The 23,453-nt window shown below is 58.2% G+C and carries 15 protein-coding genes; 4 read left to right on the forward strand and 11 right to left on the reverse strand.

The window, feature by feature from the left end; all coding sequences use genetic code 11:
- The 6 genes from D4100_RS09410 to D4100_RS09435 form a co-directional block, all read right to left on the reverse strand.
- A complete protein-coding gene (locus D4100_RS09410; protein WP_119804178.1) occupies positions 1–2,178 on the reverse strand; it encodes a polysaccharide biosynthesis tyrosine autokinase in 2,178 nt (725 codons plus the stop codon).
- 28 nt (positions 2,179–2,206) lie between these two features.
- Positions 2,207–3,340: a polysaccharide export protein gene (locus tag D4100_RS09415; protein ID WP_119804179.1), complete on the reverse strand. Its 1,134-nt coding sequence runs from the start codon at positions 3,338–3,340 to the stop codon at positions 2,207–2,209.
- Between the two features lie 46 nt (positions 3,341–3,386).
- A complete protein-coding gene (wecA, locus tag D4100_RS09420; RefSeq protein ID WP_006321505.1) occupies positions 3,387–4,436 on the reverse strand; it encodes a UDP-N-acetylglucosamine--undecaprenyl-phosphate N-acetylglucosaminephosphotransferase in 1,050 nt (349 codons plus the stop codon).
- A gap of 167 nt (positions 4,437–4,603) precedes the next feature.
- A complete protein-coding gene (locus tag D4100_RS09425; protein WP_119804180.1) occupies positions 4,604–5,560 on the reverse strand; it encodes an NAD-dependent epimerase/dehydratase family protein in 957 nt (318 codons plus the stop codon).
- A gap of 183 nt (positions 5,561–5,743) precedes the next feature.
- Complete coding sequence (locus D4100_RS09430) at positions 5,744–6,643, reverse strand: transcriptional regulator (protein WP_006321503.1); 900 nt, start codon at positions 6,641–6,643, stop codon at positions 5,744–5,746.
- Between the two features lie 751 nt (positions 6,644–7,394).
- Positions 7,395–8,789: a NarK family nitrate/nitrite MFS transporter gene (locus tag D4100_RS09435; RefSeq protein WP_119804181.1), complete on the reverse strand. Its 1,395-nt coding sequence runs from the start codon at positions 8,787–8,789 to the stop codon at positions 7,395–7,397.
- Between the two features lie 363 nt (positions 8,790–9,152).
- Here D4100_RS09435 and narX point away from each other — a divergent pair, with 363 nt between their 5' ends.
- On the forward strand, positions 9,153–10,937 hold the full coding sequence (narX, locus tag D4100_RS09440; protein WP_119804182.1) for a nitrate/nitrite two-component system sensor histidine kinase NarX: 1,785 nt from the start codon (positions 9,153–9,155) through the stop codon (positions 10,935–10,937).
- A gap of 11 nt (positions 10,938–10,948) precedes the next feature.
- The gene (gene narL / locus D4100_RS09445; protein ID WP_006321500.1) at positions 10,949–11,599 is read left to right on the forward strand and encodes a two-component system response regulator NarL; all 651 of its coding nucleotides are present in this window, start codon (positions 10,949–10,951) and stop codon (positions 11,597–11,599) included.
- On the opposite strand, the gene D4100_RS09450 is transcribed toward narL, so the two are convergent.
- Positions 11,596–13,110 (reverse strand): YchO/YchP family invasin, encoded by a 1,515-nt coding sequence (locus tag D4100_RS09450; RefSeq protein WP_119804183.1) that lies wholly within the window; start codon positions 13,108–13,110, stop codon positions 11,596–11,598. The genes narL and D4100_RS09450 overlap by 4 nt on opposite strands.
- Before the next feature lie 530 nt (positions 13,111–13,640).
- Here D4100_RS09450 and D4100_RS09460 point away from each other — a divergent pair.
- Entirely contained in the window at positions 13,641–14,294 is a 654-nt protein-coding gene (locus tag D4100_RS09460; RefSeq protein ID WP_119804185.1) for a prepilin peptidase, read from the forward strand.
- 166 nt (positions 14,295–14,460) lie between these two features.
- Positions 14,461–15,027 (forward strand): YbhB/YbcL family Raf kinase inhibitor-like protein, encoded by a 567-nt coding sequence (locus D4100_RS09465; protein ID WP_006321497.1) that lies wholly within the window; start codon positions 14,461–14,463, stop codon positions 15,025–15,027.
- Between the two features lie 4 nt (positions 15,028–15,031).
- Here D4100_RS09465 and cobA read toward each other — a convergent pair whose 3' ends face one another.
- Genes cobA through D4100_RS09485 form a run of 4 tightly spaced genes read right to left on the reverse strand, consistent with a single transcriptional unit; the run spans position 15,032 to position 23,453 of the window.
- The gene (cobA, locus tag D4100_RS09470; RefSeq protein WP_006321496.1) at positions 15,032–15,847 is read right to left on the reverse strand and encodes a uroporphyrinogen-III C-methyltransferase; all 816 of its coding nucleotides are present in this window, start codon (positions 15,845–15,847) and stop codon (positions 15,032–15,034) included.
- 13 nt (positions 15,848–15,860) lie between these two features.
- Positions 15,861–18,512 (reverse strand): nitrate reductase, encoded by a 2,652-nt coding sequence (locus tag D4100_RS09475; RefSeq protein ID WP_119804186.1) that lies wholly within the window; start codon positions 18,510–18,512, stop codon positions 15,861–15,863.
- Positions 18,509–22,654: a nitrite reductase large subunit NirB gene (nirB, locus tag D4100_RS09480; protein ID WP_199685689.1), complete on the reverse strand. Its 4,146-nt coding sequence runs from the start codon at positions 22,652–22,654 to the stop codon at positions 18,509–18,511. The genes D4100_RS09475 and nirB overlap by 4 nt, the downstream gene beginning before the upstream one ends.
- Positions 22,655–22,664: 10 nt before the next feature.
- Positions 22,665–23,453 carry an ABC transporter ATP-binding protein gene (locus D4100_RS09485; RefSeq protein ID WP_119804188.1) on the reverse strand — a complete coding sequence of 263 codons (789 nt, stop codon included), beginning with the start codon at positions 23,451–23,453 and terminating at the stop codon, positions 22,665–22,667.

The raw sequence follows: 23,453 nt of genomic DNA on the forward strand, positions 1-23,453 counted from the left end.
CTAAACCTTTTCCTGGTGGCTAGGATAAGCAAAGGCGTAATAGCCGGCGTCGGTGGCGGTTTTTTTCACCATACCATTCAGGATCACCCCTTTAATTGCCACGCCGTTTTGTTCGAAACGACGAATGCTGGTTTCGATTTGCCGGGCGGTATCGACCTCAAAACGCACCACCATCAGTGCGGTACCGACATGGTGACCCACGATGGCGGCATCGGTCACCGCCAGCACCGGCGGCGTGTCAATCAACACCAAATCGTAGTGCTGCCCCGCCCACTGCAGGAAATCGGCAAAACGCTGATGCATCAGCAGTTCGGACGGATTCGGCGGCACCTGGCCACGCGGCACAAAATCCAGATTGGCGATAGCGGTTTTCTTCACCGACTGGTCTGGTGCAATCAACCCGGACAGCATGTCCGACAAGCCGCCCTTGGCACCGTTGCTGAACCAGCGGTGCAGGAATCCTTTGCGCATGTCTGCATCGATCAGCAACACCCGCTGGCCCGCTTCGGCGATCACCACCGCCAGATTGGTGCTGGTAAAGCTTTTACCGCTGGCGGGGCTGGCGCCGGAGACCATCAGGATGTTGTTTTTGGCCTCCATCATGGCGAAATGCAAACTGGTGCGCAGGCTGCGGATCGCTTCGACGGACAAATCCCCCGGCTCTTCCTTCGCCAGAATCGGCAACATGTCGCCGCCGCTTTTGACCAGTTGCAGCTGTTGAGCGCGGTTACGCTTTTGCTGCCAGGGCGACAGCGGCACCGTGGCATACACGTTGATACCGCGCTTTTCCAACGCCTCGGTGTCGCTGATGCCACGGTGGAGCGCGGCGCGCAACACCACCACCGATGCCGACAGCACGCCCCCCATTAACAGAGCGAAGAACACGATCATCGCTTTCTGCGGTTTTACCGGCCGCAGGCCGCTTTCCGCTTCATCGATAATGCGGATATTGCCCACGGTGCCCGCTTTGCTGATGCTCAATTCCTGCTGCTTGTTCATCAGTTGCATGTATACCTGCTGATCCACCTGCACATCACGGGTCAGACGCAGAATTTCCTGCTGCGTTTTCGGCAGCGTTTGTACCTGTTTGCCGAGCCGCGCCTTTTCCTTCTCCAGCGTGGCGCGTTTTTCCAGCAGTGCACGGTAAGCCGGGTGCGCACGGGTATAAAGCTTGGAAATTTCCGCCTCTTTGAAGGTCAGCTCATTCAACTGGGCTTCCAGCTGAACCTGAGTATCCAGCACCGATTTGGCCTCCAGCGTCAGATCCACGGAATCGTTCTGCTGGCGGAACTGATTAAGCTGATTCTCGGCGTTGTTGAGCGACGTCTGGGTACGCGGCAATTGTTCGTTCAGAAAGGCCAGCATGCGCTGCGCTTCCTCGGTTTTGCGATCCACATTCTGTTGCAGGTAGTTATCGGTGATGCTCTTGAGCACCGCTTCGGCGCGCAGCGGATCCTCACCGGCCAGGCTGAACGTCATAATGCCGCTCTCCTTGCCGCCGGGGGCAACGTCAAGCTGGTTGCGCAGATCGTCCACCGCTTTCTGGCGCGGCACGTTGACCACGCTAAACTCGGTGCCCGGCAATGCCTCCAGCGCAGTGACGTTCATCGACCAGGCGCCTTGCTTCAGCGGTTGCCCGACGATGCCGCTGAACAGATTCTTGCCTTCATGGCTCAGGCTATAACGCTGCTTATCCTGCACGGTCAGGGTCAATTCCTGGCCCTGCATCGCAGCCGGTACCCTCATGCCGGAGATACGCAGCACCGGTGGCGGTTCGCCGCCCAGGCGAGCCAGCCCCTTGCCGAACAACGGGAAGTAATCCGGGCTGATCTGCACCGTCAAACCGAGATCGTCTACGGTTTTTCCAACCACGTAACGCGATTTCGCCAGCGAAACCTCATCCTGCGTCGCCGAGTTCTGTCCAGCCGACCCGATCGAGTTGTCCAGCGTCTCACGCAGCAGCGAATCGCCCGAAAGCTGCTTTTCTACCTGCACCAGTGCGGTCGCCTGATAGATCGGCGTCGCCATCAGGGCATAGGCGCAACCCAGAACACCGGCGACGCCGGTCACCAGCAAAATACGCCAGCGGTTGTCCCACAGCGGGCCAATCAGACGCTCCCATTCCAGTTTTTCGTCCTGCTCGGCCATCACGATCGGCATTGCATTGTTCTTCATCATCGGTGTTCCTTAAATCAGCGTTGCGGGGTTACCAGTTACGCACCCGCAACGTGGCCTCACTGAGGTCGTTAAAGCTGGAAATCGTCGGCACCAGTTGGCTTATCAAACGGTTCCAACGCGCGATCGGCGCTGCGGTGACATACACCACGTCGTAAGGTTCCAGCTGGAATTCCGTGCCCATCGCCAGCGCCGCGGCATCAGACAGGTCGAACTGGTACAGCGACGCCAGCCGCTGCGGCTGTTTGCCGCCGTTCGGGCGGATCACGAACACGCCGGTAGCGTCGGCCACCGTCTGGCTGATGCCTTCGGAGCTACCCAAGGCCTCCGTCAGCGTCATGCCGCTGCGATCCATTTTCAGCGTCGCCTGCTTACCGACCTCACCCATCACAAACACTTTCAACTCGTCATTACGCGGCACATACAGAATGTCGCCCGGCTGCAGCAGTTGGTTCTGGCCGGTATCGCCGCGCTGCATCAGCGCCTGCAGGGAAATCGGCTGTTCCTTGCCCTGATGGGTCAGCACCACGTTGCGCCAGTCGGCGTTATCCGTCAGGCCGCCGGCGGCATTGATCGCATCAAGAATGGTCAGAGGGACGTTGGTCACCGCCTGTTGCCCCGAGGTTTTTACTTCGCCTGTCACATACACTTTCTGCGAGCGGAAAGCGGCAATGCTGACGTCAACCTGCGGGCTTTCCACATAGTGCGCCAGCCGGTTGGCTATCTGATTGCGTACTTCGGTGACGGTTTTTCCCACCACCTGCACCCGACCGATATACGGGTAGAAAATTGCCCCGTCGGCATGTACCCAGTTGCCGGTATCGCTGGCGCTGCGGTATTGCCCGGCAGGCGTTGTCAGTTCCGGATGATCCCAAACGGTAACGTTCAGCACGTCGCCGACGCCGATGCGATATTGGTAGCTCTGCAGGCGCTGGTCCAGCGCCGGGTTTGGCCGGGCTACCGGCTCCACGCGGCGCATTTTTTCCAGCAGCATCGGCGTTACGCGATACACCTGGACCTGCTTGTCCAAATCGAAGTCTTCATCCTGCTGGGTGACTTTGGCTTTCCCATGAGTAGGCAGGTGCGAACCTGGAAACGTCGTGCAGCCGCTAAGCAACGCGGTGGACAGCACCAGCGGCATCAAATGAGGTAAATGAAGGTTCATGACAGTACCGTGAAAAAACGGGCCGCCGTTGCGGCCCGTGGGAGGATTAACGATCGGCGGTAGGGTTATCGGTAAAGATCGGCGCCTGACGCGGCTCATGCAGCATGACAAAATAACCGAAGAAGCAGAGTACAAAAGCCATCAGCATCAGGTGCTCCGGCAATTGCAGGACTTCGCTGCAGATCCCGACGCAGGCCAGCGTCACTGCCAGCATGCAGCTCATACCCAGCGCCTGGCGCGCATTGAGGCCACGCCGCATCAGGATGTGATGCAGGTGATCGCGACCGGCCTTGAACGGGCTCTGGCGGCGCAGCAATCGGCGCACCATTACCGTCACCATGTCCATCAGCGGGATGGCGATCAACCACAGCGCGGTCACTGGCCGCATGACGGCGTCCTGGCCCTGGGTGGCGACAATCAGCAGCCACAGCACGCTGAAGCCGATCACCATGCTGCCGGCATCGCCCATGAAAATCTTGTTGCGCGCGCCAAACATGCTGAGGTTGAACAACAGATAGGCCGCCAATGCCGCAATCAGGCCCAGGCACCACATCGCCAGTGCGTCTTGCCCCGACAGACCAAACAGAATGGCCAGGGCCGTAAAGGTGACGCAGGACAGCGCGCCAAGCTGACCGTCGATGCCGTCAACCATGTTATAGGCGTTGATCGCTCCCCATACCGCCAACGGCGTGATCAGTAAAGCGACGTAACCCAGCATCAGCTCCTGATGGCCCCACAAGTAGCCAAAGGAAGTAAGTTGCATCCCTGCCGCCAGCATCATCGCCAGCGCGATCCCTCCCTGCACAATGACGCGCGGCGCCACAGGCAGATCAAAACGGTCGTCAAGCACACCCAACACCACCAGCGCCGTAACGCACAACAGATAGATATTGCTGTGCGGCAACCATTCCGGTTGCCAAAGCGTCACCAGCATAATGGTGAGGGTAATGGCGATACCGCCAACCAGCGGTATATGGCCCTGATGACGCTTGCGGGCATTGGGTTTATCCACTAATCCCACCGCCAGCGCAGCACGGCGGGCAATAACCACCAGCGTCACCGCCAAAATAAATATCATGCTCAGTTGATATAACATTGTTCCTCCAGCGAATAAGCACGCTACCGCCCTTGAGTTACAGCTCCCAATGCGCTATTAACAAAAACAAAATTGACATCCCCAGGATATAGGTCAGCATCCGCTCATCCTGTTAAGTACGGATTTATCCGAAAAATAAAAAACGTTAGCGTGCGAGATATATATCTCTAGGAAAATTCATGTTTAATAGTTCTTTCGATTGCCAAATTAAGATCAATCGGCGCTTCGAAATCATTTTGCACATTGCTTTTAAATTGCGTTCTGGCGCAGAATTTTTGCACCCTAACCCGGCTAATCGGGAATTTACGGTGACTTATTTTACTCACCACATCCAATGCCGTCGCACCGCAGATCCCGAATATATAAGGAATGCGAATAGTCTTATTCTCTCTGCCCAGGGAAGACGAAATAACGTCGACCAGTTGGTTCATGGTGAAATCCGGTTTATCAACATAATTACTGACCTGATAACTGGCCTGCTGGTCAAGTGCATGCTCCAGCCTCGCCGCAATATTCTCGACGTAAGCCATGGATTTCATATTATTGCCGCTGCCAATCATCACGAAGCGACCGCTGGCGATCTGACGGAACAGGTTATAAACATTGCCGCGATTATTTTCACCGAACACCACCGTCGGGCGAATAATGGTCAATTTATTCTCACCGTCGGCCTTGCGCCAGGCTTCGTAGACATACTCCGCTTCCAGCTTGGATTTACCGTAATGGTTAAAGGGGTCAAAACGCCCTTCTTCACCGGTTTCCTGGGTGACGAAACCATACACCGCCACGGATGAGGTAAAGATAATCTGCTTGATATTCAGCGATGAAGCGGTCATGCAAACATTACGGGCACCATCCACATTAACCTGATAATACAGCGAGATCGGGTCAACGTTGTCCTGATGCTCTGCCGCAAGATTAATCACGGCATCACACCCCGCCAGTGGCTGCAGCAAGGTCTGCGGCTGGGTTACATCGCCAAACTGATAGAGCTCCGGGAAATGTTCGCTCTGTTTCTTGTCCACGATCGTCAAAGTCAGATCGTTACGCGCACTCAGGCGCTTAACCAAACGCGTTCCGATAAAACCGGAACCGCCGATGATAGCTACTTTACGCTTATCCATAATTTGTCACTCAGCCAAGTTTTCCATTAATTCCCGCCGCAGGTTTGAGGCGAGACGCTTAATACGCGTTAGATCATGGAAACCAGACTGGACAAATCAGCCCACGCTTTCAAATAACAAATAATAAAATAACAATATTTGCCGAATGTAAAATTATGGGGAAAGATGAAATGTCATCGCAGGCTAATTTTGAATTTCGTAAGCGACCTGATATTGCATGGTTTTATTCGGGAGAATAAGATTAATCTTACCTTTACCCTTGACCTCGGAAACCTCGTATTTCACTGGATGTTTCAACTGCCCCTGCTTGGGATCGACGCACTCGATGGTCGCCTGCGCCAGACTTTCCCCCTGATACAGGCAAAGCAGCGTTTGCGGATTGTCAGCCTGGGGGTTGTTCAGCGTCAGAGTAAGCACAACGCGGGTATTGTTTTGTATATCATTGATAATCGGCGGACGAGTTTGGTTCCCCAGCACATAGGAAAAGTGTGAAATAATCAGCAACGACACAAATACCGACAGGTACTTCACCACTCTGACGGCGGGAACGGAGAAAAAACCCGCTAATGCAGGCGTTTTATTTTTTATTGTTGTATTTTTCAGCGGTGGTGGAGCCGTAGAAGGCGCGGAAGCCGCAATCTCTTCCTCCTGCGTATCTATTGTCTCCGCGTTAATTTCATCATCTTTATTTCCATTTTCAGAAATTTCCGCTTGAAGTTCTTCGTTAATATCTCCGGGGACGTTCCATATTTCGTCGGCGACATATTCATCTTCCTCCGATATAAAGTGAAACGCAGCCTTGTTTTCCACCTTATAGCCCAGGCGCGGAATCGTTCTGATAAGCGTATGTTCGACATCACCGATCTTTTGACGAATAGATTTAATTGTTTGATTTATCGTCGAATCTGAACAATAAGTTCCTTTCCATATATTCTCTATAATTTCCGTACGACTAACCAGTTCAGGGGATCTGGCGACCAGAAGTGAAAGTATCTGATACTCCTTCCAACGCAGGCGAAACTGTTCCCTGGAGGGAGTCAGAACATCTAGATTCCTAATCTTTATTCTTTTATCAAGATTCACTTTTAATTTCCTTAACGTGCCTGTCCTGCACACTTTGTATAGAAATATGAAAAAATGTTCAAGAAATTAAATGTAAACTCAACAGGTTGCATTCAGTAGATGTTTATTTTTATAAAAAATTGCTGATTTCATTTTTTACATCATCTCGAATAGCGAGAATTCGATTCTCTGAATGTTACTTTTTCCCTGTTGGTAACATGGTTTCTCATCATGGTTACCGGCAACAAAAACCAGCCAAAATACTGATTTAAAACAAAAAATTAATATATGTTATCACTTTGTTGGTTAAGTGAAATTGTGAAATTTCACCTTCAGGCAGATAAGTATCACCTGCTTTTCTACCTAATCCGATTGCCAGATAGCCTACAAAAAGCCAGCAAAAACAGAATGAGAGTTATCTGATTTAATCATTCATTGAAACATAGCACCAAATACAAAGACATATTTTAAATTTCACTCCACTCCCGAAAAATAATGGAGGATCATGTCATTAATCATAACAGGCTATGTCACCGGCATGCTTTATTTCTGTAAAAATTCCGACAAGGAAATGGAGAACGCACCCAGCGTAATAACACGGGATATTGTTCATAAACAAACATGAATTGAGAGATGCACCTATAAACAAAGGAAAATTCAGCATCTGCAAATAAGAATATTACCTAAAGGCGGGGAATTTCACTGCGGAAAAACAGACTACGTGGCGAGAGCAAAAAACAGTCCCTCCCCTACCGGGGAGGAACCGACAGTATCAGGCGTTTTTTTTACGACCGTACACGGCCCAGGTGATCGCCACGCATAACACGTAGAACACCAGGAAAATTTTCATCGCGCCCGCCGGTGAACCGGTCAGCGCCAGGGAAGTGCCAAAGGCTTTCGGAATAAAGAAACCGCCAATGGCACCAATTGCCGAGATGAAGCCCAGCGCCGCTGCAGAATCGGTTACCGCTTCACGCTGTGCGCTTTCGTCGCTCCCGCCACGAGCCTTAACTCGCTCAACGGTAATTTTACGGAAGATCACGGCGATCATCTGGAAGGTCGAACCGCTGCCCAAACCGGCAGTAAGGAACAACAGCATAAAGACGCCGTAAAATGCCATGAATGAGCCCGCATGCCCCGCCCCTGGTAACGTCAGGAACAACAGCGCGGCAAACACCGCCATCAACACAAAGTTAATCAGCGTGACGCGAATACCGCCAAACCGATCGGAAAGCGCACCGCCTACCGGCCGCGCCAGGGCGCCGAGGAACGGGCCGAAGAAAGCATAGTGCAGGATCACCACGTCCGGAAACTGCGTCTTCGACAGCATGGCGAAGCCGGCGGAAAAACCGATGAAAGACCCGAAGGTGGCAAGATACAGCAGGCTCAGCACCCACAGATGGCCGCGTTTGAGCACCGGCAGTTGTTGGCTGAGCGAGGCCTTCGACGCTGCCAGGTCGTTCATGCCGAACCAGGCCGCCAACGTGGCGATCAGCAGGAAAGGCAGCCAGATCCAGGCGGCGTTCTCCAGCCACAGCTGGCTGCCGTCCGGCTGTGCCTGGCCGGTACCGCCAAATACGCCGAACATGGCGATGGAGATCGCCAGCGGAGCCACCAATTGCATCACGCTGACGCCCAAATTGCCCAGCCCGCCATTCAAGCCTAACGCGCCCCCCTGCCTGGCCTTCGGGAAGAAGAAGCTGATGTTGGCCATACTGGAGGCAAAGTTGGCACCGCCGAAACCGCACAGCAGAGAGATAATCACAAAAATGCCGTAGGTCGTGGAGGTATCCTGAACCGCCATCCCCAACCACAGGCAGGGCACCAGCAGGAAACAGGTGCTGATTGCCGTCCAGCGGCGGCCGCCGAACATCGGGATCACGAACGAATACGGCACGCGCAGAATGGCGCCCGAAACGGAAGGCAGTGCGGTGAGTAAAAAAAGCTGATCGGTGGTGAAATTGAAGCCAACCTTGTTCAGATTGACCGCAACTGCGCTGAATAGCATCCAGACGCAGAAAGCCAATAACAGGCAAGGAATGGAAATCCACAGATTGCGGCTGGCGATCGCCTGGCCACGCTGTTGCCAGAACGCGGCGTCCTCAGGTTGCCAGTTCTGAATAACCGCACCTGTTTTTTTTGATGATGACGTTGCAGATTGCGACATAAAAACCTCAGAGACAGGGTGATAACTCCGCACACCCTAGGTGCCCCTCTCGCGAGTAAAGTTGATGTAAATCAACCCGGATGCAGGTAGTCATACGCTGGAAAAGTGCCGACATCCCTTTATGAGTAAACTGCCATACCAGTTAAAACAACCACGAATCAATGAGTTGATATAAATCTCCAGCCCCTGTCGCCCGCCAGCAGTCGCGAACGGAAACTAATGGGTACTTAGTTAGAGGTATGGGGTTATGTGCAAGTATGAGGAAAAATAACGCTGAATCGTTACCGCCTTCGCTGGCACCGCCTGCTTTCGCCCTCGGGTTTCCAGCCGTTGCCATGCTCTACCGCCGGGGATCCAAGCAACATGAAACGCCTGTTGGCTCCACTTTCCATCGTTAACCAAGTCGCCGTACTGATGATACTGCTGGGCATCCTGGGCATTGCCGGCATGGGCATTTCCGCCTGGATGTCGCAAAGCATTCAGGGCAACGCGCATGCCATCAACAAAGCCGGATCCTTGCGTATGCAAAGTTATCGCCTGCTGTCGCAGGTTCCGCTGAATGCACACAGCGAAGCCCTGGTCCGCGAACTGGATCAGGATCAAGACAGCCCCGATCTTCAGCGCTCGGTGGAACAGGAAGCGCTGACGGAACAATTCCAGACGCTGCATGATTATTGGCAGCTCACCCTGCTGCCGCAATTGCGTCAGGCCCGGCAGCCGGCCGATGCGGCCCCTCAGGTTGCGCATTTCGTCACTCTGCTGGATAAGCTGGTTTCCGGCATTGACCGCCAGACCGAACGGCGGCTGTTGATGGTGACGCTGGTGCAGGCGGGGTTTATCGTTCTGACGCTATTATTGCTGGTCGGTACCATCTGTTACCTGCGCAACCGCCTGCTGCACCCGTGGCGGCAATTGGTAGCGATGGCGCTGTCGGCGGGCCGCGGCGATTTCAGCCGGCGCTTTGCCCAACGGGGCCACCAGGATGAAATGGCCTCGCTCGGCGGCGCGTTGAACAGGATGTCCGATGAGCTTTCCGCCATGTACAACGGGCTGGAACAACGGGTGGCGGAAAAAACCGCCGATCTGCAACAAAAAAATCAGGTACTGAGCTTTCTCTATCGAGCCAGCCGCCAGTTGCACGGCAATGAGCCGCTGTGCAGCCGCCTGACGCCGATACTCAATCAGTTGCAGACCCTGACGCCGCTGCGCGCCATTCAGGTACGCCTGTACGAAAACAACAGCCAGGAACAATTTGTGCAACTGAGCGGTAACCTGCCGCTACGGCCGGAATATTGCACCAACCCGGTCTGCAGCGCCTGCCTGAACGATGAGGGCCAACAACACGCCCATCATCCTTCACTGAGCTGGAGTTTAAGCGACAAGTTGGGGGATTACGGGGTGATCGTCGCACAACACCCGCCGCAACGGCCGCTAAATGACGATCATCACCAATTGATTAACACGCTGGTAGAACAGCTGACCAGCGTGTTGGCGATTGAACGCCAGGTGGATCATCAGCAGCAGCTGATGCTGATGGAAGAACGCGCGGCGATAGCGCGCGAGCTGCATGACTCCATTGCCCAGTCGCTGTCCTGTCTGAAAATGCAGACCAGTTGCCTGCAAATGCAGGGCGCGGAGCTCTCGCCCGCCAACCTGGCGCTGGTGCAACAGATGCGCGAAGAGCTGAACATCGCCTACCGCCAACTGCGCGAGCTGCTGACCACGTTCCGCCTGCGGCTGACCGAACCGGGGTTGCTGGCGGCGCTGCAGTCGACGGTGCAGGAATTTAGCCAACGGCTCGGTGTCGCCATCGATCTCGATTACCAATTGACGCCACGCACGGTGCCTTCTTATCAGGCCATTCACCTGTTGCAGATTGCCCGCGAAGCGTTAAGCAACATTCACAAACATGCCCAGGCCAGCCGGGTGAGCATTCAGGTGGTCAATCGACGCGGTGAAGTTACCCTGAGCGTCTGCGATAACGGGCGCGGGCTGCCGGAAGAGACCGCTCGCCCCGATCACTATGGCCTGATCATTATGCGCGATCGCGCCAAAAGCCTGCACGGCCACTGCGAGATTTTACCCAGCAGCGACGGCGGCACCGAAGTCCGGGTGGTATTCAAACCGGACAACCACGCCATTGATTAATGAGAGAAACCATGACGACTGAAACCGCCGCCACCATTTTACTGATTGACGACCATCCGATGCTGCGCAACGGCGTAAAGCAGTTGATCGGCATGGATCCACGCCTGCAGGTGATTGCCGAAGCCGGCAATGGCGAACAGGGCGTATCGCTGGCTGAAGAGCACGACCCGGACCTGATCCTGCTCGATCTGAACATGCCTGGCATCAACGGCCTGGAGACGCTGGATCGCCTGCGCATGACCGCGCTCTCCGGCCGCATCGTGGTGTTTAGCGTCTCAAATCACGAGGATGACGTGGTCAACGCGCTGAAACGCGGCGCCGACGGCTACCTGCTGAAAGACATGGAGCCGGAAGACCTGCTGAAGGCCATGCATCAGGCGGCAGCGGGCCAGATGGTGTTAAGCGAAGCCCTGACGCCGATCCTGGCCGCCAGCCTGCGTGAAAACCGCCCGAGCGCCGAACGCGATATCCAGCAGCTGACGCCGCGTGAACGCGATATTCTGAAACTGATCGCCCAGGGCCTGCCGAACAAAATGATCGCCCGCAAGCTGACCATCACCGAGAGTACCGTCAAGGTACACGTCAAACACCTGCTGAAAAAAATGAAGCTGAAATCGCGCGTTGAAGCAGCCGTCTGGGTGTTGCAGGGCAAAAACGGTTAATCGCCGCCGTTCAATGGCCCGGTCTGCGCCGGTATTGCCGGCGTTTGCAAGGTTTTCGCCGGCGGTAACCCCTCGTCGGCGCCGGCAGCCAGCGTCAGCGGCGGCGTCACCTGCAGGTCAATCCAGTTGGAGGTGACCAATTGGTGCTTATCGTCCTCCAGCGTGACCGATAAACGGTAGCTGTTGCTTGCGCCTGGGGCTGCATCCCACTTTGGTACAATCAGGCTCCAGCCATGCGGATCGTTACCGTTGTGCGGGGGGGTCAGGCTCAAAGCCTGGGTATCCCCTTGCCAACTGACGCGGGCGATTTTGTTGGCCGCTTTAATTTCAAGCACCAGCGGTAACGTCTCCCCTTCGCGCAGGCTCCAGGGCGGCGTAGCCAAAAACACCTGCAACGTTTTGCGCTGCCGGAACGCCAGCACCGGGATATTTTTGCGTTCGATATTGTCATAGCGGCTACCGCGCAGCGACTTTGCCTGCGCAACATACTCCGGCGATATCTGTTTCACCAACGGCACGCCGAGCCGGTAACTCAACGCCAGCTCAACCTGCTCCTGGCTCACCCCGCCTTCGCCCATTTTGTGCAGCGCTTTCACCGTCACCAGCGGCACCGGCGTGTAATTCACCCCAAACTGCATGGCGCGCGGATCATTTTGTTTTTTACCGCTACCGAACAGATCGACATTCTCCCCCCAGTACTGCTCGTAGCTGAGAGAACCGCCAATCTGGCGATAAAACGGCAGGTACCCTTGAGTGGTAACGTCATAGCCGCTCGCCGGCCGACTGAGGAACACCGCGTCGTTTTTTTGCTGCGCCAGCGCCGACAGCGGATAGTAATAGTTGGCGGAAAAACGCAGAAAATCGCCCCAGGCTTCCGCGCCCACGCTGGCGCGATTGTGCCGACGTTCAAAATCGCTGTCGAGCACCGTGTTGTACCCCAACAGCCAATCCCCGGCGACCCAGCGTTGCCCAATCCCTACATTGCCCAGCGAACCGTCGTTTTGCTGCAAAAGACTGAGTTGGCTATAAGTCAGCAAGCCGTTTACGTCATACAGCGGGCTGAACAGCTGGCCGCTGCTGCCGGCAAAATCCCCCTGGTTGGACACCACCAGCGACAGTTTTGCGGTGCCCAGCGGCGATAACAACTCCTGCGCTTGCTGCTGCAAAACGTCGTTTGCCTGGCCCAACACATAGTTCTCGGCACGGGTGCGCACCTGCTGGCCGGAAACGTTATTCAAATTACGCTCGCCCAGTTGTTTGGCCATGGTGGCCCACTCTTTCTCGCGCGCAGCGTCGTCCTGGGCGTTGCCGCCAAGTTCGGGTAAATCATTGCCCGGTGAGCGAGCGACGGTAGCGGGTGCCGGAGGGGATTCAGCCTGAACAGGCAAGGTGCCGGACAGCCAGGCGAGCGGCCACACCAGCAGCGCCGCCGGTAAACTGCCGGTAAGGCGAGGGAGAAAATGAACGGCTTTTTTCACTCTGTAACGTGTTTTTTGTATAACGTCAGTCATTACTCTGTCGCCATCCCCACATCCGGAGGGCACGGCGCATCAACCTTTTTTTGCTGCGGCCACTCCAGACGGCAGACAACTCGACTTTCGCAAACTATAGCACAGGGCATTCATTCCTCTGTCGGGGGGCCCGGTGCCAAAGCGCATCATGAATACCAAAGCCTAATGGATTCCCGATGAGAAACAATCGGATAAACCTCAGTTATTTATGTGACAACGTAACAATAATGTTATCCCCTGCACCCCCGACGTCATCGGTTATAAAAATGCTCGCGTCCGGCCCACCAAACGGCATGAATTCACTTTATTTCACCTGAAATTTCGCCGAAAAAAACCGCAAACAAAAATTAACACGACCAATAACAGATTGATTATATGCAGCAATGCGCAATTTTTTGCGATTCATCCTGCCGTTGAACAACACTTTGCAGCCACGCTCGCAATCCCCGTCATTGATGGCATCATTTTTCCCTATCAGTCGCATTTTGCCGTTATTTTGAACGCTAATTTCAGCTCGGCAAGGACGCTTTATGCTCGATGGCGCACAATTCGATCTCTGGCATCGCTGCCTGTTTATACCGGTTCTGCTGCTGGCGGCAGCCATAGCTACGCGGCTGATTCGCTGCGTATCGGCAAGCCAGATACCACCGCCATCCGGGCAGGCACGCTGGGTGATATGGGCTGCCCTCTGCGCCGGGTTGGCGGCATTGCCTTTCGGTATGCCGCTCCTGCAACGCTTAATGTTGCTGCCGGTGGCTGCGGTATTGCTTGCGCTGGCGTTTATCGACCGGCGGTACCGCTTGTTGCCGGATCGCCTGACGCAGCCGCTGCTATGGGCCGGGTTGCTGGTTAATCAACAAGGCTATTTCACTTCGCTGCCAGAGGCGGTATCGGGGGCTGTCGCCGGTTATCTGTCGCTGTGGCTGCTCAATGCGGCCTATCGCCACCGCCATCGACGGGATGGCATCGGGCAAGGGGATTTTAAACTGTTGGCGGCATTAGGCGCCTGGGTCGGCTGGCCCGCTCTGCCGATGCTGGTCACCGGTGCAGCGGCGACGGGATTATGCACAGTGGCCATTGCCGGTCTGCTGCGCAAACCCGGCTGGCAAGCCCCGCTGCCGTTCGGCCTGTACCTGGCGGCTGCCGCCTGGCCGTTGCTGCTATCGGCGGCCGGCGGGGAATAGCCCCGTCAACGGGGTATAACGCTTGATTTCACCTTATTTCACTCTGGCGGCAGGTATGCCTGGGCCATTTTCCGCTGTTATAGCCCGCTGTCGGTACGACTGTTATGGCGAGTCCCCGCCCGCACCACTATCCTTTGGCTGAGCCAAAATCAACACAGGAGGTTATATGAACGATCGTGGTTTATCCGCACTCGCGCTCGGCGCGGCGTTATTGACGGGGTCACTGTCATTCGCGGCACAGGCGGCCGGCACCTTTACCCTCACCTCACCGGTGTTTCAGGACGGCGGGATGCTGGCGCAGAAATATGCCGGCGCGACGCCGGGCAACGCCAGTTGCACTGGCGATAACGTTTCGCCGCCGCTGAACTGGAGCAACCCACCCGCAGGCACCCAGAGTTTCGCCCTGCTGCTGTCCGATCCCGAGGGACGCAGCGGCCTTGGCGTCAGCCATTTGGTGGCCTACGGCATTCCCGTCTCGGCCAGCGGCTTCGCCGAGGGGGATCTCACCCTGGGCAAAGGCTTTGTCGGGGGTAAAAACTCGCCGGGTACCGGGGTCTATCACGGCCCTTGCCCACCGGCCGGTTCAGGGTTGCACCACTATACCTTCGTGCTGATTGCCACCGATCTCCCTCCCCATGCATTTGGCCCCGGGTTAACGCGCGAACAACTCCTGGCAAAACTGCAAGGCCACGCCAAGGGCGGCGCGGGGATTATCGGCCGCTTCGGCCAATAGCCGCTCAGGCGGTGACCGCCTCTGCCTCTGCCTCTGCAGTAACCGCCGCCGCGCGGTACAGGCTGACCACCTCACCAATCACCAGCAGGCTGGGTGAAACCGGCTGCTGCCGGGCTATCATCACCGGCAGTTCGCCCAGAGTACCAATCAATACCCGCTGCTGCGGCTGGGTGCCGCGTTCAATGATCGCCAATGGCATCCCTGCCGGCATACCATGGCGCAGCAACTGCGCGGCGATGGTTTCACTCAAGGCCAGCCCCATATAAAACACCAGCGTTTGCCCCGAACTGACCAATCCCGGCCAGTCCAGATCCACATCGCCGTTACGGCTGTGGCCGGTAACAAAACGCACCGACTGCGCGTAATCCCTGTGGGTTAACGGAATACCGCTCGCCGCCGCACAACCGCTGGCGGCGGTAATGCCCGGCACCACGTGGCAGGTCACGCCATGACGTTGCAACCAGGCCATCTCCTCGCCGCCGCGACCAAAAATAAAAGGGTCACCGCCCTTCAGCCGCACCACCCGATTGCCGGCCTGCGCCAGCTCTACCAGCAGTTGTTCGATCTCCGATTGCGCCAGGGTGTGACAGCGCAGAGATTTACCCACGTCGATACGCAGCGCTTCCGCAGGCAGCAACGCCATTACCGCCGGGGAAACCAGACGATCAAACACCACCACGTCCGCCTGCCGGATCACCCGCAGCGCCTTCAACGTCAGCAGTTCGGCATCCCCCGGCCCGGCACCGACCAGCCACACTTCACCCCGGCGCACCGGCTGGCGACGATCGCCGGCCAACATCAGCATTTCAAGTACCTTCATGTCATCACCTCCGCTATGCCACCCGTTGGGCCGCATGCCGTTGAATCAACTTTTTCAGCTCCGATAAACAAGAACCGCAGTTGGTGCCGCATTGCAGACGCTCGCCCAGTTCACCGGCGTTGTGACAACCGCCCTGAATCGCCGCAATAATGCGGTTCTCGCCCACGCCGAAGCAGCTGCAAATCGTCGCCCCGGCCGCCGGCTGCCCCGTCGCCCCTCGCCCCGCCAGCAGCGCCAACCGTTGCGGCCCACTGACCGGCGGTTGTGCAAAAGCGCCCAGAATTGCCGGTCGATCGAGCAGCGGAGCCTGCCGGCGAACATAAAATGCCAGTTGTACCTCGCCCTGACGCCAACCAATCACATGCAAACCACGCTGGGCCAGCTGCGCGGTTTGCAGCGTCAGGCCTTCCAGCGGGAAATGCCGCAGCAGCCACTCTTGCCAGTCCTCGACCGGTCGTTGCCCGGCCATGATGTAGTGGGTCAGGCCGTCCTGCGCCACCCGGCTCCAGTAAATGCCCACCGGAGGTGCCACCTCGGCGCGCAGGAAAATCTCCGCCTGCCAGTTCGTCGGCCAGAGGCTGACTCGCACCGGCGCATGCTTGCTTTCCGGCTGGCCGGAATGAGCATCCACTACCGGCGGGATCAGGCTGTCGACCCGGCCCTGGGCGGTAAACTGGCCATTCCAGTGCATCGGGGCGAAAACGCTGCCGCGTCGCTGCCCCGGATGACACTGGGCGCGCGCCAGCATCCAGCCGTGGGGCGAACTGAGCCGCACCAGGGCGTTATCGACGATGCCCAACTCGGCCGCATCCTGCGGATGCATTTCACAGAACGGCTCGCTGAGGTGGCGCATCAGGCGCGCCGCTTTGCCGGTGCGCGTCATGGTGTGCCACTGATCGCGAATACGGCCGGTGTTCAGCACCAACGGATAACGCGGCGATACCGCATTTTGCGGCAGGCGCGGCGTCACCGGCAGCAGTTGCGCTTTGCCGTCCGCGTGGAAAAAGCGGCCATCGCCGAACAGGCGCCGACACCCGCCAGGGTGCCGGGCATTCACCGGCCACTGTACGGGCGTCATGTGCAACCACCGCTCTCGATCCCACGGCGCCAGCAAGCTGATATCGAAGGCGCGCGTGCCGTTATTTTCAAAGCCGGACAGCGCGGCGTGTTCGCTGAAAATCTCCGAAGGGTGCCGGTAACCGAACGCCGCACCATAACCCATACGCTGCGCCACCTGGCTGAGGATCCACCAGTCGGCCCGCGCCTCTCCCGGCGGCGGCAAAAACGCGCGCTGGCGGGATATGCAGCGTTCGGAATTGGTAACGCTGCCCTCTTTTTCGCCCCAGGCCAGCGCCGGCAAGCGGATATGCGCCAGTTCTGCGGTATCGGTCACCGCCATCACTTCCGACACCACCACCAGCGGACACTGTTTCAGCGCCTGCCGCACCGCATCCGCATCCGGCAGCGATACCGCCGGATTGGTGCCCATGATCCACACCGCCTTCACCTGCCCGGCGGCCATCGCCTGGAACAACTCCACCGCATTCAGGCCCGGTTGCCGGGCAATGCCCGGCGACTGCCAGAAACGCTGCACCCGGTCGATGTCCTCGTCGCTGAACCCCATATGCGCGGCCAACTGATTGGCCAGCCCGCCCACTTCGCGCCCGCCCATCGCATTCGGCTGGCCGGTAATGGAAAACGGACCGCTGCCCGGCCGGCCAATGCGCCCGCCCGCCAGATGCAGGTTAATGATTGCGTTGCATTTATCCGCACCGCTTGAAGACTGGTTGATGCCCATGGAATACAGCGTCACCCAATCGCGCGATGTTTTCAGCAGGTTGAAAAATGCCAATACGTCTTTGAGCGGCAGCCCGCAAAAATCCGCTACCCGCTCCGGCGCCCAGTCGGCCACCGCCGCCAGGGTTTCCTCCACGCCGTTGGCGTGCCGGTGTAAAAAGGCGTTATCCAGACCATCGTGCTGCGCCAGCCAGCGCAGCGCACCGGTAAACAGCGCGGCGTCGCTGCCGGGACGCAACGGCAGGTGCAGATCGGCAATATCGCAGGTCGCCGTCTCTCGCGGGTCAATCACCACCACACGCATTTGCGGCCGCTCCCGGCGCGCTTTTACCAGCCGCTGATACACCACCGGATGCGCCCAGGCGGTGTTGGAGCCGGTCAGGATCACCAAATCCGCCTGCTCGATGTCCTCATAGCAGCAAGGCACCGCATCGCCGCCGAACGCCCGCTTGTAACCCACCACCGCCGATGCCATGCACAGCCGGGAGTTGGTGTCGATATTGGCCGCGCCAATAAAGCCCTTCATCAGCTTATTGGCGACGTAGTAATCTTCGGTCAACAACTGGCCTGAAGCGTAAAACGCCACCGCCTGCGGACCATACTGTTCAATCACGCGGCTAAAACGCAGCGCCACCTGATCCAAGGCCTCGTCCCAGCCCACCGTTCGGCCGTCAACCTGCGGTTGCAGCAACCGGCCTGTCAGATCCAGGGTTTCTCCCAACGCGCTGCCTTTCACACACAATCTCCCCTGATTGGCCGGATGCGCGACGTCGCCACTGACTGCCACCGCGCCGTCGCTGCTTTTTTCGACCGCGACGCCGCAGCCAACGCCGCAGTAAGGACAGGTAGTGCAGTGCGCGGCGGTCATGATGCAGCGTCCGTCGTTTCCGGCATGGCGGCCTGCACCGCCAGCGGTTGGCTGTAGACCCAGACTCTGCCCGCCGTCACCCGCACCGGCCAGGCGGTGACACCCGATTGCGCATTATCCACGCAGCTGCCGTCGCTCAGGCGGAAACGCTGCTTGTATAACGGGGAGATCACCACAGGCACGCCGGCTACGTCACCCAGCAGCCCGCGCGCCAGCACGTTGGCGTCACTGTCCGGCTCCTGATTCGCCAGCGCATAAACGCCGCTGTCCGGCAGATGGAACAGCGCAATCTGCCGCTGCCCCAGACGTGCGGCAATGCCGGCGTTGGCGGGGATATCCGCCAGCGCGCAGACATCCAGCCACTGCTCGCCTGCGGCCGGGGCCGGTTGCACTTCGATAACCTGCCCGCGTTCCCCTCCGCTAGCCGGGCGGCGCTGCCCGCGCTCCGGCTGCCAGACAATGGCTTCGTCCGGACGATCGCTGTTCACAAAGGCGCGGAACAGCTTAAGACGATCCGGGCTGGCGAGCGTGGTCTGCCATTCGCACTGGTAGCTGCCGACCACCGCCTGCATTTCGTTTTCCAGATCGGCGGCGATACCCAGGCTATCCTCCAGCACCACCTCACGCAGGTAATCCAGCCCGCCCTCGAGGTTATCCATCCAGGTGCTGGTGCGTTGCAGGCGATCGGCGGTGCGGACATAGAACATCAGGAAACGATCGACCATGCGGATCAGCGTGGCGGTGTCGAGATCGCTGGCGAACAAATCCGCATGACGGGGTTTCATGCCGCCGTTGCCGCACAGGTACAGGTTCCAGCCTTTGTCGGTGGCGATCACCCCAACGTCCTTGCTTTGCGCTTCTGCGCACTCGCGCGTGCAGCCGGAAACCGCCATCTTGATTTTGTGCGGCGATCGCAATCCCTTGTAACGATGCTCCAGCTCAATCGCCAGCGCGGTAGAATCTTGCACGCCATAACGACACCAGCTCGAGCCGACGCAGGATTTCACCGTACGCAGCGACTTGCCGTAGGCATGGCCGGTTTCAAACCCGGCGTCGACCAACTGCTGCCAGATTTCCGGCAGTTGCTCCAGCCGGGCGCCAAACAGGTCGACGCGCTGGCCACCGGTAATTTTGGTATACAGCTGATAGCGCTGGGCGATTTGGCCGATGGCGATCAACCCTGCCGGGGTAATTTCACCGGCCGGCACGCGCGGCACCACCGAATAGGTGCCGTCTTTTTGAATATTGGCGAAGAAACGATCGTTGGTATCTTGCAACGGCAGGTGCTGCGGCTTCAGCAGGTATTCGTTCCAGCACGACGCCAGAATCGATCCCGCCAGCGGTTTGCAAACTTCGCAGCCGCGCCCGTGGCCATGCCGGGCCAACAGATCGTCGAAGGTGCGAATATTGCCAACCCGCACCAGGTGATACAGCTCCTGGCGCGAATAGGCAAAATGCTCGCAAACGTCCTTTTTCACTACCACGCCGCGCTGCTGCAGCTCATGCTCCATCACCTGTTTCACCAGCGCGGCGCAACCGCCACAGCCGGTGCCGGCTTTGGTGCAGGCTTTCACCGCCGCCAAATCACCGCAGCCCTGGTCCACCGCGCAGCTGATATCGCCTTTACTGACGTTATGGCAAGAGCAAATCTGCGCCGTGGCCGGTAACGCCGATACGCCCAGCGCTTTTGGCGCGCCGCCCGCGCGAGCCGGTAAAATCAGGCTTTCCGGCTCGGCAGGCAGCGGCAAATCATTGAGCATCATTTGCTGCAATGTACTGTATTCACTGCTGTCGCCGACCAATACCGCCCCCAGCAGCCGCTTGCCGCCGGCATCAACCACCAGTTTTTTATACATTTGCGCCGGGCCGTCGACCCAGCTGTAGCTTTGGCTGCCGGGCGTATGACCGTGCGCATCCCCGATCGACGCCACCTCCACGCCCAGCAGTTTCAGCTTGGTGCTCATGTCTGCGCCGCAGAACAGGTTTTCCCGCCCGGCCAGCAGATCCGCCAGCGTTCGCGCCATTTGATACCCCGGAGCCACCAGCCCGAAAATTTGTCCGTTCCATAAAGCGCATTCGCCGATGGCGTAAATAGCCTCATCGCTGGTGCGGCACTGGCTGTCAATCACGATGCCGCCACGTGGCCCGACCTCCAGTTCGGCAGCGCGGGCAAGCTGGTCACGCGGCCGGATACCGGCGGAAAACAGAATCAAATCCGCTTCCAGGGTTTCACCGTCGGCGAAATTCATGCTGTGACAGTGTAACGAACCTTCGACAATCGCCTGTGTTTGCTTGCCGGTGTGTACGCTGACGCCCAGCGCCTCAATCTTTTTACGCAGCATCGCCGCGCCGCCGTCATCCAGTTGTACCCCCATCAGGCGCGGCGCAAACTCCACCACGTGGGTTTTCAGCCCAAGCTGCTGCAAGGCATTGGCGGCCTCCAACCCCAACAGACCGCCGCCGACCACCACACCCACGCTGGCGTTGGCGGCGCATTCGGCAATCGCCGCCAGATCTTCCAGCGTGCGGTAAACCAGGCAGCCGGGGCGATCGTTGCCAGGGATCGGCGGGACAAACGGATAAGAGCCGGTTGCCAGCACCAGGTGGTCGTAGGCCGTTTCGCGCCCCTCGGCGTCGATCACGCATTTGCGCTGGCGATCGATGGCGCAAACCGCCTGCCCCAGCCGCAATTCAATACCGGAACGCTCGAAAAAGCCCGCTTCCACCATCGACAACGAGTCGGCGCTGCGGCCGGAGAAAAATTCCGACAGGTGTACCCGATCGTAAGCCGCCACCGGCTCTTCGCCAAAGACCACAATGTGATACTGCTGATGCAGTTCGCGAGCGACCAGTTGTTCCAGGAAGTGATGACCGACCATGCCGTGTCCGGCAACCAGCAAAACGGGCTTATGCATATCAGATGTCCTCTCGTCAGACGCCTGCGGCGCCTCGGGTTCGCTACTGCCAAACAGCAGGGCCTCCGGCTGATTCACCGGCTGACCAAGCTGCTGCAGATAAAAAGGGCTGTCCTGGGCGTCGCCATACAGCAACACGCCCTGTAATCTGCCGTCGCGCACCAGCAGGCGGCGGTAATGCTGCGCCTGCGGGTCTTCGGCATGGTGAAGCTCGGTTTGCGCATCGGCGATCGTTTCGCCGGCGCTGAACATGTCGATACCGCTGACCTTCAGGCGGGTATGCAGCGGCGCCGGCAAGTAGCCCGGCACCGGCTCACCGCTCAGCCGCTGCGCCAATAACCCCGCCTGCTGCCAGCAGGGCGCCACCAGGCCGAAGGTGGTGTCGCCAAGCTGGGCGCATTCGCCGATGGCGAAGATCGCCGGGTCCTCAGTCTGCATCCGATCGTCGATCAAAATGCCGCGCTCGCAACCCAGCCCGGCGGCCTGCGCCAGGCTGATTTCGGGCCGCACCCCGGCGGCGATCACCACCAGATCGCAATCGCGCTGCTCGCCATTACTCAGCGTGGCGGCGTGCACCTGCTCTGTGCCGTGGAACCGGCTGACTTCGCAGGCCAGCCGACATTCGATACCGCGCTGCAACAGGTTGTGTTGCAGCATTCGCCCGGCGCGGTCATCCAGTTGCCGCTCCATCAGGTGTGTGCCTCGGTGCACCACGGTGGCGGTCATGCCGCGCTGCGTCAGCGCGGCGGCGGCCTCGATCCCCAACACGCCGCCCCCCACCACCAGCGCATGCCGCCCTGGCCGGCAACGGCCAAGCATGGCTTCAACGTCGTCCAGTGTGCGAAAACCGTAAATGCCGTTCAGCGTCACGCCGGGCAGTGGCGGCATCAGCGGACGCGAACCTGTGGCGAACACCAGCAGGTCATAAGGCACCTCATGCCGGGCAGTCATCACCCGTTTTTGCTGCCGATCCACCGCCAGCGCCGGTTCACCGGCCAGCAGCCGCACGCCGTGCCGGTGGTACCAGTCAAGATCGTGCAACAGGGTCTCGCTGAACGCCTTTTCCCCCGCCAGCACCGGCGACAGCAGAATGCGGTTGTAGTTGCCGCGCGGCTCCTCGCCAATCACCGTGATGGCATAACGCGCGGGTGCCAACCGGCAGAGCGTCTCCACCAGCCGCATCCCGGCCATGCCGTTGCCAATCACTACCAGTTGGGTTTTGTCCATCATCCGGCTCTCATGCCGCTTTCGCGTGCTTCTCGTAGAGGAACTTCAGCACCTGACGACGGTAATGGTGATAATTCGGGTCATCGGCCAGCGCCACCCGTGAACGCGGACGCGGCAGCTTCACCTCAAGAATTTCACCGACGGTGGCCGCCGGGCCGTTGGTCATCATCATTACCCGATCGGACAGCAGCACCGCTTCATCGACGTCATGGGTAATCAGTACGATGGTGGTGTTCAGCCGTTGCTGGATTTCCATCACCGCATCCTGCAGATGGGCACGGGTCAACGCGTCCAGCGCGCCAAAGGGTTCATCCATCAACAGCACTTTGGGCTTCATCGCCAGCGCACGGGCGATGCCGACGCGCTGCTTCATGCCGCCGGAGATTTCATGCGGCCGCTTGTGCAGCGCGTGGCTCATATGCACCAATTCCAGGTTGTGTTCGATCCACTCGCGCATTTCGCCGCGCGTCATTTCACGCCGGAATACCTGATGCACCGCCAGCGCCACGTTTTCGTAGGTGGTCAGCCAAGGCAGCAGCGAATGGTTCTGGAACACCACGCCGCGATCTGGCCCCGGCCCGGTGATTTGCTGGTTATCGCACAGCAGCACGCCGTCGCTGGGCTCAGTCAGCCCGGCGATCAAATTCAGCAGCGTCGACTTGCCGCAGCCGGAATGGCCGATCAGGCTGACGGTTTCCCCCGCCTGGATATCGAAACTCACCCGATCCAGCGCGATAAACTCTCCCTTTGGGGTGGCAAAGCGCTGGCTGACGTTCTGGACCTGAATAATAGGTTTCAT

Source organism: Serratia inhibens (assembly GCF_003591175.1).
Taxonomy (GTDB): domain Bacteria; phylum Pseudomonadota; class Gammaproteobacteria; order Enterobacterales; family Enterobacteriaceae; genus Serratia; species Serratia inhibens.

Coding starts and splice junctions, on each gene's coding strand:
- D4100_RS09450 (WP_119804183.1), bottom strand. CDS start 13,110: ATGACTGACGTTATACAAAAAACACGTTACAGAGTGAAAAAAGCCGTT.
- wecA (WP_006321505.1), bottom strand. CDS start 4,436: ATGTTATATCAACTGAGCATGATATTTATTTTGGCGGTGACGCTGGTG.
- D4100_RS09460 (WP_119804185.1), top strand. CDS start 13,641: ATGCTCGATGGCGCACAATTCGATCTCTGGCATCGCTGCCTGTTTATA.
- D4100_RS09425 (WP_119804180.1), bottom strand. CDS start 5,560: ATGGATAAGCGTAAAGTAGCTATCATCGGCGGTTCCGGTTTTATCGGA.
- D4100_RS09485 (WP_119804188.1), bottom strand. CDS start 23,453: ATGAAACCTATTATTCAGGTCCAGAACGTCAGCCAGCGCTTTGCCACC.
- cobA (WP_006321496.1), bottom strand. CDS start 15,847: ATGAAGGTACTTGAAATGCTGATGTTGGCCGGCGATCGTCGCCAGCCG.
- D4100_RS09475 (WP_119804186.1), bottom strand. CDS start 18,512: ATGACCGCCGCGCACTGCACTACCTGTCCTTACTGCGGCGTTGGCTGC.
- D4100_RS09465 (WP_006321497.1), top strand. CDS start 14,461: ATGAACGATCGTGGTTTATCCGCACTCGCGCTCGGCGCGGCGTTATTG.
- D4100_RS09410 (WP_119804178.1), bottom strand. CDS start 2,178: ATGATGAAGAACAATGCAATGCCGATCGTGATGGCCGAGCAGGACGAA.
- nirB (WP_199685689.1), bottom strand. CDS start 22,654: ATGGACAAAACCCAACTGGTAGTGATTGGCAACGGCATGGCCGGGATG.
- narL (WP_006321500.1), top strand. CDS start 10,949: ATGACGACTGAAACCGCCGCCACCATTTTACTGATTGACGACCATCCG.
- D4100_RS09435 (WP_119804181.1), bottom strand. CDS start 8,789: ATGTCGCAATCTGCAACGTCATCATCAAAAAAAACAGGTGCGGTTATT.
- narX (WP_119804182.1), top strand. CDS start 9,153: ATGAAACGCCTGTTGGCTCCACTTTCCATCGTTAACCAAGTCGCCGTA.
- D4100_RS09415 (WP_119804179.1), bottom strand. CDS start 3,340: ATGAACCTTCATTTACCTCATTTGATGCCGCTGGTGCTGTCCACCGCG.